The organism is Lysobacter sp. P5_B9 (assembly GCF_054049835.1).
The window spans coordinates 183,476-200,753 of record NZ_JBFULP010000002.1 but is presented as its reverse complement, the minus strand read 5'-3'; the positions used below and the strand labels follow the sequence as shown (position 1 = coordinate 200,753).

Annotated in this window: 16 protein-coding genes; 9 read left to right on the top strand and 7 right to left on the bottom strand. The window is 64.7% G+C overall.

Going from position 1 to position 17,278, the window contains the following annotated elements; translation table 11 throughout:
- Positions 1–11: 11 nt before the first annotated feature.
- The 5 genes from ACXJJ9_RS06040 (at position 12) to ACXJJ9_RS06020 (ending at position 5,306) form a co-directional block, all read left to right on the top strand.
- Entirely contained in the window at positions 12–461 is a 450-nt protein-coding gene (locus ACXJJ9_RS06040) for an SRPBCC family protein (RefSeq protein ID WP_457096320.1), read from the top strand.
- Positions 462–623: 162 nt separating this feature from the next.
- Entirely contained in the window at positions 624–1,811 is a 1,188-nt protein-coding gene (gene prpF / locus ACXJJ9_RS06035; RefSeq protein WP_457096590.1) for a 2-methylaconitate cis-trans isomerase PrpF, read from the top strand.
- Between the two features lie 237 nt (positions 1,812–2,048).
- On the top strand, positions 2,049–2,282 hold the full coding sequence (locus ACXJJ9_RS06030; protein WP_457096319.1) for a hypothetical protein: 234 nt from the start codon (positions 2,049–2,051) through the stop codon (positions 2,280–2,282).
- A gap of 34 nt (positions 2,283–2,316) precedes the next feature.
- Entirely contained in the window at positions 2,317–2,589 is a 273-nt protein-coding gene (locus tag ACXJJ9_RS06025; protein WP_457096318.1) for a DUF4242 domain-containing protein, read from the top strand.
- Positions 2,590–2,687: 98 nt separating this feature from the next.
- Positions 2,688–5,306, top strand: coding sequence for an ATP-binding protein (locus tag ACXJJ9_RS06020; RefSeq protein WP_457096317.1), 2,619 nt, complete (start codon positions 2,688–2,690; stop codon positions 5,304–5,306).
- A 149-nt stretch (positions 5,307–5,455) separates the two neighbouring features.
- Here the strand turns inward: ACXJJ9_RS06020 and ACXJJ9_RS06015 are convergent, their stop codons facing one another.
- From ACXJJ9_RS06015 to ACXJJ9_RS06005, 3 genes are all read right to left on the bottom strand, one after another.
- Positions 5,456–6,283 carry a hypothetical protein gene (locus ACXJJ9_RS06015; protein ID WP_457096316.1) on the bottom strand — a complete coding sequence of 276 codons (828 nt, stop codon included), beginning with the start codon at positions 6,281–6,283 and terminating at the stop codon, positions 5,456–5,458.
- Positions 6,284–6,300: 17 nt separating this feature from the next.
- Entirely contained in the window at positions 6,301–7,326 is a 1,026-nt protein-coding gene (locus ACXJJ9_RS06010) for a hypothetical protein (protein WP_457096315.1), read from the bottom strand.
- Positions 7,327–7,661: 335 nt separating this feature from the next.
- Positions 7,662–9,203, bottom strand: coding sequence for an alpha/beta hydrolase (locus ACXJJ9_RS06005; protein ID WP_457096314.1), 1,542 nt, complete (start codon positions 9,201–9,203; stop codon positions 7,662–7,664).
- Positions 9,204–9,372: 169 nt separating this feature from the next.
- Here ACXJJ9_RS06005 and ACXJJ9_RS06000 point away from each other — a divergent pair, with 169 nt between their 5' ends.
- The 3 genes from ACXJJ9_RS06000 to ACXJJ9_RS05990 all read left to right on the top strand — a co-directional run bounded on the left by ACXJJ9_RS06000 (position 9,373) and on the right by ACXJJ9_RS05990 (position 12,291).
- Complete coding sequence (locus ACXJJ9_RS06000; protein WP_457096313.1) at positions 9,373–9,870, top strand: hypothetical protein; 498 nt, start codon at positions 9,373–9,375, stop codon at positions 9,868–9,870.
- 236 nt (positions 9,871–10,106) lie between these two features.
- Entirely contained in the window at positions 10,107–11,351 is a 1,245-nt protein-coding gene (locus ACXJJ9_RS05995; protein ID WP_457096312.1) for a beta-ketoacyl-[acyl-carrier-protein] synthase family protein, read from the top strand.
- Between the two features lie 28 nt (positions 11,352–11,379).
- The gene (locus ACXJJ9_RS05990; protein ID WP_457096311.1) at positions 11,380–12,291 is read left to right on the top strand and encodes a crotonase/enoyl-CoA hydratase family protein; all 912 of its coding nucleotides are present in this window, start codon (positions 11,380–11,382) and stop codon (positions 12,289–12,291) included.
- 8 nt (positions 12,292–12,299) lie between these two features.
- Here ACXJJ9_RS05990 and ACXJJ9_RS05985 read toward each other — a convergent pair whose 3' ends face one another.
- On the bottom strand, positions 12,300–14,390 hold the full coding sequence (locus tag ACXJJ9_RS05985; protein ID WP_457096310.1) for an ATP-binding protein: 2,091 nt from the start codon (positions 14,388–14,390) through the stop codon (positions 12,300–12,302).
- Between the two features lie 53 nt (positions 14,391–14,443).
- Here ACXJJ9_RS05985 and ACXJJ9_RS05980 point away from each other — a divergent pair, with 53 nt between their 5' ends.
- Positions 14,444–14,692: an acyl carrier protein gene (locus ACXJJ9_RS05980; RefSeq protein ID WP_457096309.1), complete on the top strand. Its 249-nt coding sequence runs from the start codon at positions 14,444–14,446 to the stop codon at positions 14,690–14,692.
- A 136-nt stretch (positions 14,693–14,828) separates the two neighbouring features.
- On the opposite strand, the gene ACXJJ9_RS05975 is transcribed toward ACXJJ9_RS05980, so the two are convergent.
- The 3 genes from ACXJJ9_RS05975 to ACXJJ9_RS05965 are packed head-to-tail and all read right to left on the bottom strand — an operon-like array spanning position 14,829 to position 16,857.
- On the bottom strand, positions 14,829–15,320 hold the full coding sequence (locus tag ACXJJ9_RS05975; RefSeq protein WP_457096308.1) for a DUF2269 family protein: 492 nt from the start codon (positions 15,318–15,320) through the stop codon (positions 14,829–14,831).
- Positions 15,317–15,727 carry a DoxX-like family protein gene (locus tag ACXJJ9_RS05970; RefSeq protein ID WP_457096307.1) on the bottom strand — a complete coding sequence of 137 codons (411 nt, stop codon included), beginning with the start codon at positions 15,725–15,727 and terminating at the stop codon, positions 15,317–15,319. The genes ACXJJ9_RS05975 and ACXJJ9_RS05970 overlap by 4 nt, the downstream gene beginning before the upstream one ends.
- The gene (locus ACXJJ9_RS05965) at positions 15,679–16,857 is read right to left on the bottom strand and encodes a saccharopine dehydrogenase family protein (RefSeq protein ID WP_457096306.1); all 1,179 of its coding nucleotides are present in this window, start codon (positions 16,855–16,857) and stop codon (positions 15,679–15,681) included. The genes ACXJJ9_RS05970 and ACXJJ9_RS05965 overlap by 49 nt, the downstream gene beginning before the upstream one ends.
- Positions 16,858–17,278 lie beyond the last annotated feature (421 nt).

Genomic DNA, 17,278 nt, shown 5'->3' with positions numbered 1-17,278 from the left:
GAGCTTGCGCCATGCCCGGAACCGTCACCCTGCACCGTGTAGTGAAGGCCCCCGCCGAACGCGTCTACCGCGCGTTCCTCGATGCCGATGCGATGGCGAAGTGGCTGCCGCCGCACGGCTTCACCGGCAAGGTCCATGAGATGGACGCGCGCGTGGGCGGCGGTTATCGCATGTCGTTCACCAACTTCGGCACCGGCACCAGCCATTCGTTCGGCGGCACCTATCTCGAGCTCGTGCCCAACGAAAAGCTCCGCTACGACGACCGCTTCGACAATCCGGGCCTGCCCGGCGAGATGGAAGTGACGGTGACGCTCAAGCCGGTGCTCTGCGGCACCGAACTGCACATCGTCCAGCAGGGCATCCCCGACGCGATCCCGGTCGAGTTCTGCTACCTGGGCTGGCAGGAATCGCTGGCCCTGCTGGCGCAGCTGGTTGAACCGACAATTCCCGACAACGCCTGATTCGCCGCCCTTCTCCCGTCTGCGGGAGAAGGTGCCCCGAAGGGGCGGATGGGGGCGCTTCCGCAATACGACGCCCCTGCCCTCACCCCAGCCCTCTCACCCTTGGACACCCTTCGGGCGCCGCAAGCGGGAGAGGGAGCACAACGAAACCGGAACATGACCATGACCCACGCATCGCAACTCCGCATCCCCGCCACCTACATGCGTGGCGGCACCAGCAAGGGTGTTTTCTTCCGCCTGCAGGACCTGCCCGAAGCCGCACGGGTGCCGGGCCCGGCGCGCGACGCGTTGCTGATGCGCGTGATCGGCTCGCCCGATCCTTACGGCAAGCACACCGACGGCATGGGCGGGGCGACGTCGAGCACCAGCAAGTGCGTGATCATCGCGAAATCCGACGTGGCCGATCACGACGTCGATTACCTGTATGGGCAGGTCTCCATCGACACCGCCTTCGTCGACTGGAGCGGCAACTGCGGCAACCTGTCGTCGGCGGTCGGCCCGTTCGCGATCGCCAACGGCCTGATCGATCCCGCGCGCGTGCCGCGCGACGGCATCGCCACGGTGCGCATCTGGCAGGCCAACATCGGCAAGACCATCGTCGCGCACGTGCCAATGACGAATGGGCAGGTCCAGGAAACCGGCGACTTCGAACTCGATGGCGTGACGTTCCCGGCCGCGGAGATCCAGCTGGAGTTCCTCGATCCCGCCGACGAGGGCGAAGGCGGCGGTGCGATGTTCCCGACCGGCAACCTGGTCGACGATCTCGAGGTCCCCGGCGTGGGCACGTTCAAGGCGACGCTGATCAACGCCGGCATCCCGACCATTTTCCTCAACGCCGCCGACCTCGGCTACGCCGGCACCGAACTGCAGGGCGCCATCAACGACGACAAGGCCGCATTGGCGAAGTTCGAGGCGATCCGCGCGCACGGCGCGGTGCGCATGGGATTGATCGCGGATGTGGCGCAGGCCGCCACGCGCCAGCACACCCCGAAGGTCGCCTTCGTCGCACCGGCCCGGGATTACGTTTCCTCCAGCGGCAAGCACATCGCCGCGGGCGAGATCGACCTGCACGCGCGCGCGCTGTCGATGGGCAAACTGCACCACGCGATGATGGGCACGGCCGCCGTCGCCATCGGCACGGCGGCCTCGATTCCCGGCACGCTGGTCAACCTGGCCGCCGGCGGCGGCGATCGTTCCGCGGTGCGCTTCGGCCATCCCTCCGGCGCCCTGCGCGTCGGCGCCGAAGCACGGCAAGTGAACGGCGAGTGGACCGTGACCAAGGCCGTGATGAGCCGCAGTGCTCGCGTGCTGATGGAAGGCTGGGTGCGCGTCCCGGGCGATTCGTTCTGAGGGCGTCTCCGTCGATCGCGTTCAGCCGCTGAATTCCGGTCGTGCGCCACCCGTGTCGACCCGCCGACGACGGCACGACAACTTCCGTGCCATCGGATTTCCAGAGCGCACTCCACGAAAGATGGGGAAGCGCCAAGCGCAATCTGGGGATCCTTCCCGATGTGGGAAAAAGCGCCGACACCTAGTCTGGCATCGCAGTCCAGCACCGGGCTGCGAGATCCAGACGAGGAACCTGTCATGTCCCGCTACATGGTCGAACTCTTCTCCACCGCCGGCCTGCTCACCACGCTGAATAGCCCCAACGAACTCGCTGTCCTTGCCGCCGCAGCGATCCCGTTCTCCGCTCCAATCCGCCACGTCCATCGCGACCGCAACAGCGAATTCGGCGTTGGCTACGGCAACAGCTCCGGTTACGCCGCCGACCGCCACTACGTCTCCGAATGGTCACCGCAGCGCTTCCGCTGCTGCTGAAGCGCAGCCTGGACTCCCTGCCCGAGGTGACGCCATGCCCCGATACCTGGTCGAGCGCAGCTTCCCCGACGGGCTTGCCATACCGGCGAACGCCGACGGCGCACAGGCATGCGCGCAGATCGTCGGCGTCAACGGCAACAGTGGTGTCACCTGGCTGCATTCCTACGTCAGCGCCGACCGACGCAAGACGTTCTGCATCTACGACGCAGTCGCACCCGAGGCGATACGGCTGGTAGCCCGGCGCAACGGCCTGCCGGTGACCAGCATCACCGAGGTATCGGTGCTGACGCCGTACTTCTATTACTGAATGCGGTGCCGGCGGCCAGCGCGGGGACGCCCCCGCCATCGCCGCGCTCCGTTCCCGTCATGAGCGGATAATCGCCGTGATCCTTCGGAGCCGGTGCATTGGAACTGATCGAACGAGGTCCCGCTTTGCAGCTGCTGCAGGGCGCATTCGACGTCGCCGGCCAGGGCGCCGGTCGTACCGCGCTGGTCTCCGGCGAGGCGGGCATCGGCAAGACGTCGCTGGTGACGCAACTGGTGGCGGACCTGCGCGACAGCCGCGTGCTGTGGGGTGGCTGCGAGGCCCTGTTCTCGCCACGCCCACTTGGCCCGCTCTACGACATGGCCGACGCACTCGGCGCGAAACTGAAAGCGATGCTCGGCCTGGAAGGACGCCGCGCCGAACTGTTCACCTCGTTCCTCGCCAACCTGCAGGAATCCAACGAGACCACCGTCATCGTGCTCGAGGACCTGCACTGGGCCGACGCGGCCACGCTCGACCTGGTCAAGTTCCTGGGCCGGCGCATCCAGCGCGTGCGTGCCCTGCTGGTGCTGAGCTACCGCGATGACGAACTGGGCGAGCGCCATCCGCTGCAGATGGTCCTGGGCGACTTGCCGGCGGATGCGGTGGTGCGCGTGCCACTGCTGCCGCTGTCGGAAGCCGGCGTGGCCGAACTGGCGCGACGGGCCCGCCATTCCGCCGAAGGCGTCTACGCCGCGACCGGCGGCAATCCGTTCTTCGTCACCGAGGCATTGCGCGCGGACGGCATGCCGGCCACGGTACGCGACGCCGTACTCGCGCGGGCCGCGCGACAAACGCCGGCGGTGCGCGCGCTGCTGGACCTCGCGGCAATCGTGCCGGCGCGCATCGAAGCCGACCTCGTCGACGCGATCCTCGCACCGGACCGGGCGGACATTGCCGCCGCCCTGGCCTCGGGCCTGCTGACGGCCGACGGCCGTTCCTATGCGTTCCGGCATGAGCTGGCCCGCTTCGCGATCGAACAGGCCTTGCCCGCACCGCTGGCAGCGACACTGCACGGAAAAATGCTGGCGTGCCTGGAGCGGCGCGAGCCGCCGGTCGCAACGTCGCGCCTGGTCCATCACGCATCCGGTGCCGGCGACTCGAGCGCCGTGCTCAAGTACGCACTCCACGCCGGCGACGAGGCGGCGTCGCATGGTGCCCACCGCGAGGCGGCCTCGCTCTACGCAACCGCGCTCGTCCATGCCGATGCATTGGCACCAGCGGAGCGCGCCGGGCTGCTCGAACGTCTCTCGTACCAGTGCTACCTCATCGACCAGAACGACAAGGCAATCGCCGCACGCGCGGCGGCGCTGCCGATCTGGCGCGAGCTCGGCGACCTGCAACACGAAGGGCTCACGCTGCGCTGGCTTTCGCGCCTGCACTGGTTCGGCGGTCACAAGCAGGAAGCCGAGGAATACGCCAGCCAGGCCGTGGAGCTGCTGCAGCGCCTGCCCGATGACGAGGCGTATGCCTGGGCCCTGAGCAATCGCTCGCAGCTGTACATGCTGTCCGGGCACACGGACGAGTCCGTGGAATGGGGCACGCGTGCGATCGACCTGGCCACGCGCATCGGCAGCCACGAAGTGCTGGCGCATGCCCTGAACAACGTCGGCACGGCGCGCTATGCCGCCGGCCTGTCCGACGGCAGGCCCATGATCGAACGCAGCCTGGAGATCTCGCTCGCCCACGACTATGAGGAACACGTCGCGCGTTGCCACGCCAACTTTGTGGCCACCGCGGTCAAGAACCGCGACTATGCGGAAGCCCGGCTGCAGATCGCTGCGGCGACACGCTACTTCACCGCGCGCGACCTGGATTCGTGGTCGAACTACATCGAAGCCTGGCAGGCACGACTGGACTTCGAGCAGGGCCAGTGGGACGCCGCCGCAACGACGGCGATACGGCTGGCCAACAGCCATGGCGTCGCACCGGTCACGCGCATGTGCGCCTTGACGGTACTGGTGCGACTGCGCCTGCGTCGCGGCGACCCGGGGGTGAAGGAGTTGATGGAGGAGCTGAAGACACTGGCCAGCGCGTCCGGTGAACTGCAGCGACTGGCGCCCGTGGCCGCGGCCCTGGCCGAGGATGCCTGCCTGCGCGACGCCGCCGATGCGGTGGATCCGCTGGTGCTCCAGGCCTACACGATGGCGGAACAGCGACGGGATCCACGCTCACGCGGCGAGCTGCGCTACTGGTGCCTGAAGCTCGGGTTGGCCGATGCCGGCCCGGAGGGCACGGAGGCGCCGTATGCGTTGCAACTCGCGGGGCAATGGCGGGAAGCGGCGCAGGCCTGGGACCGGCTCGGCTGTCCCTACGAGCGCGCCCTGGCCCTGCTCGAGGGCGACACGGCGGCCATGCGCGAGGCATTGGCCATATTCGAATCGCTTGGGGCGACGGCAACCGTGCGGCGGTGCCGGGAACACCTGCGCTGCGCCGGCGTGCGCGGAGTCGCGCGCGGACCACGGGCGACGACCTCGGCCAATCCGGCGGGACTGACCGCACGCGAGCTCGAGATCCTCGCGTTGCTGACGGACGGCCTGAGCAACGCGCAGATCGCCGGCAAGCTCGTGCGCTCGGAAAAAACGGTCGATCACCACATCTCGGCGATCCTGCGGAAACTGGATGCGCGATCGCGTGGCGAAGCGGTGGCCATCGCCGTCCGTACGGGGCTCGGGACGATCAGTGATGATGCCGCCGGAACCGGGAGCGCCTCGGCGTAGAAGAACTTCGCGGGGAACATTGGCGAGGCGCCCGCCCAGTTTGATGCTGAAGAGCGACGAAGTGCGCCTCTCGACCGCGGGTCGTTGGCTACGTCAGAAAAAGGGGGCGCATACGCGCCCCCGAAATACCATCCGGGTCGCGCCGGGGCCTACTTCCTCTGGTCGTGTGGCACCGTGACACGCACGGATGCGGTCGCCTCATTCCCACTGGAGTCTGTCGCCGAATAAGTGGCGGTATAGACGCGACCCTCCTTGCCCTCGCCTAAACGCTTGGCTCGGACGAAGAAGTGTCGATCATCCGTGCCGACAACGGCTCCCGCGATGTCATCGGCGGCGCACTCGTTACAGGCCACCGATATCAGGCGCACGACTGGTATCGGATCGGTTTCATCGCTCGCGTTGACGGTGATCGACACCTGCGTCATCTGTCCATTGGGAGGCCAGAGACTGGCCGGAGTTGCCACGGCGCTGATCAGCGGAGGCACAGTGTCGACTGGCGCGGGACCGGCGATCTGAACCAGCTTGTCCGAGGCTGAGACGATAGGGCCGTCGGAGGTAATGGTCCAATGGGTGTTGAGCAACTGCGGTTTCGGCGCGGCTGTTTCGATGACGAATCCGGCCCGCATCTGACCGGGCTGAATCGCGCTTGTCGCGCTGTCCCATCCGATGCTGTAGAGGTCGCTCTCCTCCATGGCCGTGACCCGATGGCTCCAGCCTGGAGGCGACTTCACCAGCAAGGGAGGTTGGCCGGACAGCTCAGGCTCGCCAAGGTAGTAGTCGAAACCGACCTCGAGTCCTGTGATCGGTCCGGTCCCGTTGTTGGTCACGACGTACGTGTACCTGACCTTGTCTGAAAGTTGCTCCTGATAAACATGAACTTCCGCGACGGTCAGATCACGCGGCGATGCCCAGCACGCGGTGGAGAACAGCATGAAGGACCAAGCCGCAAAATTACCGATATATTTGATGTATCGCATCGTAGTTCCCTCTCTCATCACTGCGGCTGGTAATGCGGCGGATCGTTAGCATACGGGCGATGCATTGCGCAGTCGTTGGCGACAGTATCGACGGTCTCGGCTTGAGGTAACCCTGTAATCGTCGCGTCAAATGCAATGCCACGCGCATGCGGTGCGTTCGGGTTGCCTGCCGCCGGCCGGATGGTCGGTACCAGCTCGTGGTTCACGACAAACTCGTTCCGCACCTGCTCCTTTAGGGTCGCGCACTGGGGATTGCGGTTATTCCTAAGTAGCTGCCACCGATCCCACACTTCACGCAAATGTGTCTGATAGGCCACCGGGCGGTAGGCGGAACTGAGGGCGAAGTCGCCGCGGAGGTCGCTGACCCGTTGCTGCATGCAAACAAGGCCAGCCTGGGTCGAAGGTGTCAGGCGGTTGGTAATGATCCGGTTACCTTGCTCGAAGGAAATGGCATCAGGATCCGTAATCGGCGTCAGAGATGGAACCGGACAGTCTGTAAGGGCGAATCGAATGACCTGTCCTTGGGTCTGGTCACCCCAGCCGTCCTGTTGAACCCGAAAGATGAAGCGAACCCGCTGGTTGGCCCATTGGTCGAGCGGGTATGACAGCGCCACGCGGGGGCTGGTCCAGTACGTGCCGTACTGTCGCCCTGGTTTGCCCAACCTATCTACCAGCTTCACTTCGCCAGTGGGTGTCTGGATGAGGATGTCGTACCAGTCCCAGACACCCGCATCGTACGTCTGCATGACATAGGAAAACGCGGCCGTCCCCCCATCGTTTACATCGACATCCACGTAAAAGATGCTGAAGCCGGTCGGCTGCAAGCCAGGCGCCTTCTCTCCCGTTTCCGGGTATGGATAAGGCGTATCCCATCGCCCAATCTGGGCGTCAATGATGTCTTCAGCAGTTCGTTGAACGCTTACGTACCCGGCACCGGGCAGCTCTCCTGCTGCGACGATGGCTGCACGACCATTCTGTGCAAATCCAGGTGAAACCCAAAAGCAGAACAAGACAGCAAAGCATCTCCACCATCCGTGTTTCATTGCGCTCCCCCATAGGGTCTATCCGTGTAAACGCATGAATCGACAAGCAAGCGCATTCCCCGCGGAAGGCGGATTGTGCGTAGCTGTGATTGGCACCTAGACCTGTGCTGCCGTCTCCTCGGCGAGCTTCCTTGTCCCCATGCTCCTGTCGCCCGCGTTGCGCGGACGAGCCTTCTTACTCCGCGGACAAGGCCAAGTCAATCGGGCGCGCCTCAAAAACGGCCGGGCTTGCCGTAGCTACGCTTATTGGCGTGGGTATGAGCTATACGAGCTACGAGCTGATGAAGTCAGGCGCGCGTAGCGCGCCCCGTCGGAGGGGCCTTCCCGCGCGGCAGTTAACGGTCACGGTCACGGACGTTCGCCGCGATGCGCGCCGCCATGTACCCGTAGAACGGGTTGTAGCTGAGCCGGGTGAGGCTGTCCTCCGACACCACCAGCGCATTGCGCTCGCCGCGCACGGCGACCGCGCCCAACTGCACGATCCTGCGCCCCGAAGGACGATTGCCGTAGAGCGGATCATCGGCCGGGAACGGCAGCGCGATATGCGACAACGAATACACATCGGACGGATAGTCCAGCCCCGTGGCCTGTGCCTGCACGTCGTTCGCGCCTGCCTGTCGCGAGCGCGCCACCACCGACGCATCGGTGTCCGAAGCCGCACCGATCAGGGTAAGCGTGTAGGAGCGGGGCGGGCCCTGCAGCGCTTTGTGCGGCCAAGCGGTCTCGGCCATGCGCAACATCGGGCCGATGACCCGGTTGCGGTTGACATCGAACAGCACCAGTTCGCTTCCGTTGGCGTTCAACTTGTCGAACAGCTGCGTCATTACGCCATGGGCGTCGACGGTGTCGTCGACCACCGACTGGAACGCCAGGATCGGCGGCACTTCGCCCATGCGCTGCTGCTTTGCCACCGCCTCGATGGCCGCGTGCAGCTCATTGGTCACCAGGTACGATTCGCGCGCCGCGCGCGCCGGGAACGAGTTGTACTTGAAGGGGTTGTACTCCGGCAGCAAGTCCAACCAGGCGGCCTTGGCGTAGCGGGGGAACAATGCGGGCCATCCCGCCACGCCGGCGTAGCGCGCGAACCCGTTGACCTCGATCATCGGCGACAGCAACACGATGCGGTCGACGTCGCCCGGCTCGCCGCGTTCGATGCGTCGCATCACGTGCAACAGCGCCAATGCACCGCCGTTCGAGTAGCCGACCAGGTGCACCGGAACATGGCCACCTGCGCGGCGGCGGGCTTCGGCCATGGCCATCTCGACCGTCGCCTCCCATTGCTTGCGGCCTTCGTGCGTGAGCCCCGCGGGCACGGTGCCGTGGCCGGGCATGCGTGGCGCGAGCGCGACGAATCCCTGCTGCCGATACAACTCGGCCAGGCTGCGCATGCTGTACGGGGAATCGGTGAGTCCATGCAACAGCACGGCCACGCCACGGACGGCGCCCGTGGGTTCGAGCACGAAGGAGCGGTTCCAGTCCCTGCCGAACGCCATGGGTGAAGTCCGGCTGGGATCGTAATAGCGGTTCAAGGGCGTGCGGTCGCCCGGTTTCATCTCGCGCTGCAGGCGACGATGAAGCTGATCGAACAGGGTGTTCTCTGCCGCGACATAGGCCCGCCAGGCGCCATGGGCAATCGCTTGCGCGCTCGGTTCGGCCGGCACGAGGGTGTGCCATGGACGCAGCGGGGGACCCTGAGTCGATTGGTAGGCGCGAATGCCCACCACCAGCAGCACGGCCAGAATTGCGACTGCGGCGCCCTTGCGCGCCAACCTGCCGATGCCAATGGCGATTCGTCGCACCCAACGCCGCGGCAGGGACGTGCCAGCGGTGTGCGCAGGACGTGGCGCCCTGCCCTGGCCTTCGGGAGTCGTCGCCATGCCTTTCTCCTGCTGCGATTCGCGCCATGGTTGCATATGAGGGCCGGGGAACTGGACGCTATCCAGGCGCGGCGGCCGATGAAGGGGGTCGCTCCCCGGGTGGCCGTAGGCTCCCGGGCGCGACGTTGGCCTAAGCGACGGGCCTCCGTCGACGTCGTTGGAGAACCCCATGCAGCAGAGAGCACTGGCCGTCGGAGTGTTGTGTGCCGTGATCGCAACTGCGTTCGCGCAGCCTGCGGTAGTCAATGGCGGCAAGCAGCAGGAGACCGCAGTCGATGCCGCGAGCGAGGGCGCCGAGCCGAGCGCCACGCTGGAAGTCGAATCGGAGAAGACCCGCATGCTCATGGGCGGCACCTCCGGCAAGGGCGTCCTGCATTTCCAGGGCACCGATTACCCGTTCACCTACAAGAGCGCCAGCGCGGGCGTGGGCGCCAAACTGGTGAACAAAGTGACGGCGACCGGCAAGGTGTATTCCCTGAGCCGAGTGGAGGACTTCGCGGGCAAATACACCAGCATCACCAAAACCGCGATGGCCGGGTCGAGCGAAGTGACGGCGAGCTACAAGAACGACAAGGGCGTGACCATGGTCCTTCAGGGCAAGGCCGAAGGCGTTGGACTGAGCTTGGGCGGCGGCATCGTGACGGTGACGCTCGAACCCGGAAAATGATTTCGCCCGTGGCGGCATCGATTTCGTCACCGATGTCATTCGCCAGTGGCCGCATGCTGCGAACCCATTGCCCGCCCACCCCGTCGCATCCGGGGCGGGGCCCACGGAAAAAGGGACAGGCAGTTGCCAAATGCTGAAGATGACGCCTACTGTGAAGTCTGACCATTGAGGGCCGGGCTCGGGTCGGGGCAGAGCTGGGACCGCACTACTGCGTAGGCTCCACAGGGGGTCTGACCGTGCCGAAGCGACGCGTTGCGATAACAGGGATGGGCATCTTGTCCCCTCTGGGCCTTTCCGTGCCCGAGCTGACCGCTGCTCTGCGGACAGGCAGGTCCGGCATCAGGTTGCTGGACGTGCCGAAACTTCCTGGAGCGTATCCCGCCGGCGTTGTCGACGGCACCTTCTCCGAACGCTTTACCAGACTTGAGCAGCCGTTTCTCGATCGATGCCACGAGATGGCGATAGTCGCAGCGCGCCAGGCGATCGAGGATGCCGGACTGGAGTCGTTCGCAGCCCATGGACCGCGCGCAGGGTTGTACTACGGCAATGTCAACGGCGGTGCCGTCTCGGTGCAGAACTGGTGCGAAGACGTGCTGGTGCATGGCAAGCACAAGTCTCGCCCGTTCACGGCCATGTCGATCATGTCGAACAGCGGCGCGGCGCAGGTTGCTATCCGGCACAAGATCCTCGGCCCCGTAGTGACCCACGCGAGTGCTTGTGCATCCTCGGGCGTCGCCATCGGCGAGGCCATGCGCGCGATCGCAGATGGCTATCTCGATGTCGCCGTCGTCGGCGGAGCCGAGGCTCCCCTTACCGCTGCTTTGATAGGCGCGTTCGATGGCACCAGAGCCCTGTCCAAACCGGACCAGGGCGATCCTTCGCGAACCTGCAAGCCGTTTTCGCGCGATCGTTCCGGCCTGGTCCTCGGAGAGGGCGCGGCTTTCCTGGTGCTCGAGGCCGAAGAAAGCGCGGAGCGGCGCGGTGCCGCGAAACACTATGGTTATGTCCGGGGGTATGGCGTCTCATGCGATGCGCACCACATCGGCATGCCGGAGAGCCAGGGTCAGGTCCAATGCCTCGTCCAGGCTCTGGAGAATGCAGGAGTCAAGGCTGGCGACGTTCAATACGTAAATGCTCATGCAACCGCCACGGACGGCGGCGACATGATCGAGGCAGCGGCGATCCGGACCGTATTCGGCGACTCCGAAGGTTCGGCCGCTGTCAGCTCGACCAAGTCGGTACACGGCCACCTTCTCGGCGCTACCAGCGCGCTGGAGTGTCTGATCACCGTTGTAGCCATCAACGAATCCCTGCTGCCGGCGAGCGGCAACATCGGCATCGCGGATGAGCGCTGTAGCCTGAACCATGTAGGAGAACGTCCGCGCCCGAATAGCCAGATCGATGTGGCAGTGAGCTTCTCTTGCGGGTTTGGTGGAACCAACGCTGCACTGGTGCTGGGCAGCCGGCGCAGCCCCCTGTAACCCCACGCCTATCTCACGAGGAATTCCCATGAGCGCTTCGCCGTCGTATCCCGAGGTTTCATCCGTTCTCGCTCTCCCGCATCCCCGTTTCAGCCGGCGCGTCGTAACCGAGCTGCGCAGGATGGCATCAGAAACGTTGTGGGTCCGATTCGACCCGGACTCCGCAACGGGATTGCAGAACTTCACGTCGTCGCTGGTCGATGAGTTCCAGCACGTTTTGGATTCGCTCTATCCGGTCGGCGCCAAGGCGCCGGTAGCGAATGCACCGCGCTATACGGTCCTGCAGTCATCGCACCCGGAGTACTTCAGCGTCGGCGGTGATCTGCGCTTCTTCCGGACGTGCATCGAGGCCCGCGATGCGAAGCGGTTGCACGACTACTCCATGAAGTGCCTCAACCTGATGTATGCCTGGGCAACCAAGCTGAAGGGGCACAACACTTCGATCGCCCTCGTACAGGGGCGCGCACTGGGCGGCGGCTTCGAGATGGTGTTGAGCACCGACTATGTGATTGCAGAGCAGCGCAGCTCGTTCGGCTTCCCCGAAATCATGTTCGGGCTATTCCCCTGCACCGGAGCCATGGGGCTGCTGGCAAGCAGGGTGGGTGCAAGGCAGGCCGAAAGAATGATGACCAACAAGAAGATCTATTCGGCCGCTGAATTGCATGCGATGGGGCTGATCGACGAGCTCTGCGATGACGGCGACGGTGAGAGGACCGTCGAGCGGTATATAGACGAGCACACGCGTCGGCAGAAGGCCCTGTTCAAGGTGCAGCAGAGCCGCTACCGGCACACGGCCCTGGATTACAAAGAAGGCCGCACCGTGGTGGACGACTGGGTCGAGACGGCCATGAACCTGAGCGCCGAAGAAATCCGGACGCTGGAAATGCTCATGCTCATGCAGAAGAACGAGCCCGCCCCGAGCCGGCAGCTGGCAGCCTGACGCGGGCTTCAGGCAGTGAGGCTCGCGTCGGCAAAGGGGGCGCGCAGCTCTTCAAGTGCGGCTAGCGTTGCCTCGCCCGTAGTGGCGAGGTCAGCGCGCAGTTTTTCATTGGACGAGTTGAGCTGACTGCCGGTCAGGGACATCAGGCGCTCGCATTGGGCGCCCAGCCTAACCGCACCGATGTTGAGTCCCACGCCTCTCAGCGCATGGGCCAGGTGATGCACCGAGCGGAGATCTTTGCCGGCAGTCGCCAGCGACAGCTGCTGCAACAGAGCATTGATGTCCGAAATGCCGTCGCCGATGATGGCATGGATGAACTTGGGATCGTCCTTGATCTCGCGCAGGGTCTCCAGGATGGCGACATCCACGTGCTCGACGGGGACCGCCGCGAGTTTGACGGATGCGCGTTCGAACTCGGGATCCAGCCGCGCCGCCGCCACGCCTGCTTCGGCGGGAAATACGGACGCCAGGGCGCCGCGCAGCTTTTCGAACGTCAGCGGCTTGTAGATCACGCCCGAGGCGCCGGCCTTGTTCAACTTGGAGGCGGTGGCACTCGACGTATCGGCGGTGACGAAAAAGGTGGGCGCCGGATCGATGCGGCCAAAGCAGTACGTTTGGAAGACGGTCAAACCATCCAGGTCGTCCATGTTGAAGTCCAGCATGACGACGTCGAACGGAGAGGAGGCAAGCTGCTGCAGTGCCTCGTTGCCACCGTGAGCCACGGAGACGACGTGTCCGTCCTTCGCCAGCATCTTCTGCAGCAATTCCAGATTCAGTGCATTGTCGTCGGCAACGAGAATGCGCTTGGGTGAGAGTACCGGTGCAAAAGACTGCTCCGATGCGGGCGCCACCGCTTGGGCGATGGGCAACTCCACCTCGAACCAGAACACGGTCCCCTTGCCGACGGAGCTGGACAACTGCAGTTCTCCGCCCATCCGGCGCACGTACTCCCGTGCGATTGTCGTGCCCAGCCCCGTGCCGCGGTACTGCCGCCGATCGCCGGTTTCGACGCGATAGAACGGCTCGAACAGTTTGCCCTGGTGTTCCGGCGCAATGCCAATTCCCGTATCGGTCACGCCGAACCACAGTGCATAGCTTCGGTCGTCGGAGGCCGTCAGTTTGATCTCAAGCGTCACGCTGCCCTCATGCGTGAACTTGACGGCGTTGCCGGCAAGGTTCATCAGCACACTCGTCAGGTCGCGGGGTTGCCCCAGAACGGGCCGGACGATGCGTTCGTCCACGACAACGTTGAACTTGATTTCCTTTGCCGCGGCGCTTTCCCCCAATGCCGTGAGCACATGGCCGGTAATGGCAGTCAGCTCGAACGACACAGGCGGGCCCGCAGCGGGCTGCACTCCCTGCTTGGAAAGATCGAGGAGCTGGCTGATCTCGGTGTCGAGGGATCCTGAGAGCTGCAGGATGGACTGCACGAGCTTGGCCTCGGAAGCCGCGACGTGCCCTTCCAGGAGCTGGGCGGCCGACACGATGCCGGTCAGGGGAGTCCGAAGCTCGTGACTGACGTTGGCCAGGAGTTGCGTCTTCGCCTTGCTTTCGTGCTCAGCAAGGGCTTTGGCGTCGCGCAGGTCGCGCATCAGCGAGCCGGCATACATCGGAACGGCAACCAGCAGGATCAGATGCGAAAGCCCGAAGAACGGGTGGTTGCTCCAGAACGGCGACACGATCAGGACCCAGGCGAATCCGAGGATCGATACGCCCTGGCATACGCGCATGATGTTCGGACCGATCCGGAAGCCGAATCCAAGGATCGTGAAGAGATAGAACCCCATGACCAGGATGGCCGACTCGCCCTCGGCGAACAACCAGGCAGAGAGGATCACCGGATCGAGGATGGCGGTACCGATGGCGATGTCCCGCCATGAAAGCGGACCGGGGTGCCGCGATACGAAAAAAGTGACGAAGGCGTAGAGGATGTAGGCCGTCACCACGCCCGCCCCCGTCGTCAACGCATGCGCGCCACCGGGTTGCGACCAGACATTGATCAGAATCGCAACTAGGGCGACCGGAACGCCGAGCTTGACCCTGATTCCCGACTGGATCAGTACGCTCTTATGAATCTGTTCCGGGCTGACGTCGTCCATCCCTTTCAGGTCCCTATTGCTTGTACGATGTGGGTGCAACGGAGGCGCCTTACATGGAACGCGAAGATATCTTCGAAAGTCTGAAAGAACTGGTGTCCGAGCGGTTCGACCTCGACGGCAAGGACCTGACCCTCACGACCACGCAGTCCGACCTGGGTATCGATTCGATACTGATGGTAGACCTGATGATGGATGTAGAAGAGCGCTTGGGGGTCACGTTCAAGGACCTGAACCTCGTGAAAAATCCGACCCTCGGCGATATCGTAAACCTCGTCGAGGCGAACTTGGGCGCCAAGTCCTAGCTAACCGTTCGGGCTGCCATTGGCGGCAGTCGGAGAAGAGTGCAACCTGCTGATCAATGCAGGGCAAAAGCCGGCGCCGTAACGAGCACTCGCTAGCCGACTTGACCGTAACTGGTTGCTATCCCCACGCGCAATCTCAGAACGGCAGCACTTGGGCCCAGGATCCCGGCTTGGCCACCATGAGGTAGAACACGGCCAGCATCGCAACGAAGGCCGGGTAGCCCAACGCTTCCCACCAGCGGGCATAGCGCCAGTACTCGGCGGGAAGCACACCGGAGCCGTCGACTGCCGCAGAGGCCATCGCCGCCATGCGCAACTGCAACCACAGCACCGGCAGCCACAACGCACCCGTCACCAAGAAAAGCGCAATCGACAGCGCGAGCCATGGTGTCGCGAGCGGCCAGCCTGCCAGGTGCGCCATGAGCAAGCCGCTGGCGGGCTGGATGAGGACCGCCGGCGTGGTGAACCACCAATCGGCGCGAACCACCAGCCGCGCCACGACGGCTTGCGCCTGCAGGTTCCCGCTGCGGTTGGAGAAGAACAGATAGAACGCCGTGCCGAAGCCGGTACCGACCAGCACGACGCTGGACAGCACGTGTATCCACTTCACCAGCAAGTAGGTCGTCATTTCGCTCCCCTGATCAGGTTCCACAATGCCGCGGCGATGGGAACGTTCTTGGTCAGCGGCCCCAGCGGATGCAGCCATAACGAGGGATCGAGCACGCTGGCCACAGCCGTCATCAACAGCATGAGCGCCAGTGCCGACAGGTAGACGCGTCGCGATGGCCACAGTGCCATCGCGACACCGAGCAGGAGGTCGGCGCTCGCGCCCGCCGCAATCATCAGCATGGCGACGTCGCGGTCACCGATGCCTGCGTTCACCAGCAGATCCATGCTCTGGCCGTTGAGTTCCCACAGGCTGATGAACGCCGTTGCCAACCAGACAATCACCACGCTGATGCGCAATACCTTCTCATCCTTTGCATTCATGGCGATGCCTGAAGTGCAGTGGCGGGAAGCGTCGCCGGCGGCCATGCGGGAGCTTCGTCGACGAGGTCGGTGACCATCCCCCACTTGGTGAACTCCGGCTCGAACTCTTCCAGCGACAGCAGCCCCGCCGCCGTGAAAGCGCCTGGCGCCATCGCGTCACCGCCCGCCAGCTTTCTCGCCAGCACAATCGCGGCCATGCAGGGAATCTCGGGGCCATGGTCGTTGTCTGCCGCGATGTGCCAGGCACGCCGCGCGGGGTGTCCTGCGTCATCAACCCCTTCGACGCGCACGACCATGCCGCCCAGCGACGTGCCCAGCGAATCGAACACGCCAGCGATCCGGTTCAGAGCACCCGCCCAGCGTTCCGGCCGCATCAGCAGTCCCATGCCGCGCAGCGCCGCCAGCAGCGCGAAGGCACGTTGCGTCGCGGCCACCTCAAGCGCGGCACGAAACATCACGCGGTCGCGCACGCCGTATCGCGCCGGGAACAGTTCCAGGTCGGGGATATCGCACAGCGCGCCGATGCGTGGCCGCAAACGCTTGAACTCGACACGCTCGGGCGCGGCCCACCCTGCTGCCCGTATCCAGCGCCCACCGCGCCAGACCCGGATCGGCTCGCCGCAGTAGCTGAGCACTGCCGCCAGCGTGGCCTTGCCCCGTGGCGCCGTCTGCGCGGGCGCGATGCAGATGTCCACCGCATCGATGACCCGCCAGTCAGGGCACAAGTGCTCGATGACCGCCGAAGACAGGGCGGGCACCGTGCTCGCGCCGCTGATGCCCGTTCGCCCGGCTTGCCGGAACACATCGTGCAGTGCCTGCGGAAAATCGCAGACGAAGCGGCGGCCATCGGCCAGATCGATGTAGTGCGCGCCAGCGCGTGCCGCCGCGAGGGCCACTGCATACGACTGCTGCTGGAACGGGCCGGCGACGTGGATCACCAGGCCGACACCCAGCGCGCTCAGCGTTTGGCCAAAGTCCGGGGCATTGCAGTCGATGGACACGGCCATCGCCCGACCGGGCAGCGAATCGGCGAGTCGCCGCGCCTGCCCGAGGTCGCGCCCCGCCACCAGCAATTCAATGTTGCAATGGGCCGCCAATGCGCGGCAGACACGGGCGCCGAAGTTTCCGTAACCGCCCAATACCAATGTCTTCATCCAGCCCCACTGGCGATCCATTCGCGGCAGGCAGTATGAGGCGACCGCGCCCGGGTGCAGGGCCGCCGATCGCTACCGCTCGTCGCCACCTATCACACCGCCTTCGGCTTCCATGAACTGCCGGGGGTGTCGGTGCAGAAACGTGGTGGCCCACCAGCAATCTAAATGACCTTGCAACCTATTGAATAGAAAGGCATAACCGCCGACCGAAGACCTGACGTGACTCACACTTTGACTCACTTTTGGTATGGCAGCACCTGGACCAAGCGGGACTACATCGGAAACTTCAAGCTCAACAGACCGCTATACCAGCCCGAGACATAGGCACATCCGCAATAGTCGCATGTCCGCCAAGCGGCCTGCCCTGGGTGGCTCCGCCTTCAATCGTTACACGTGCCCACGCCACCATTCGGTGTCGTTCGCAATCGTGGCTAGACTGGCG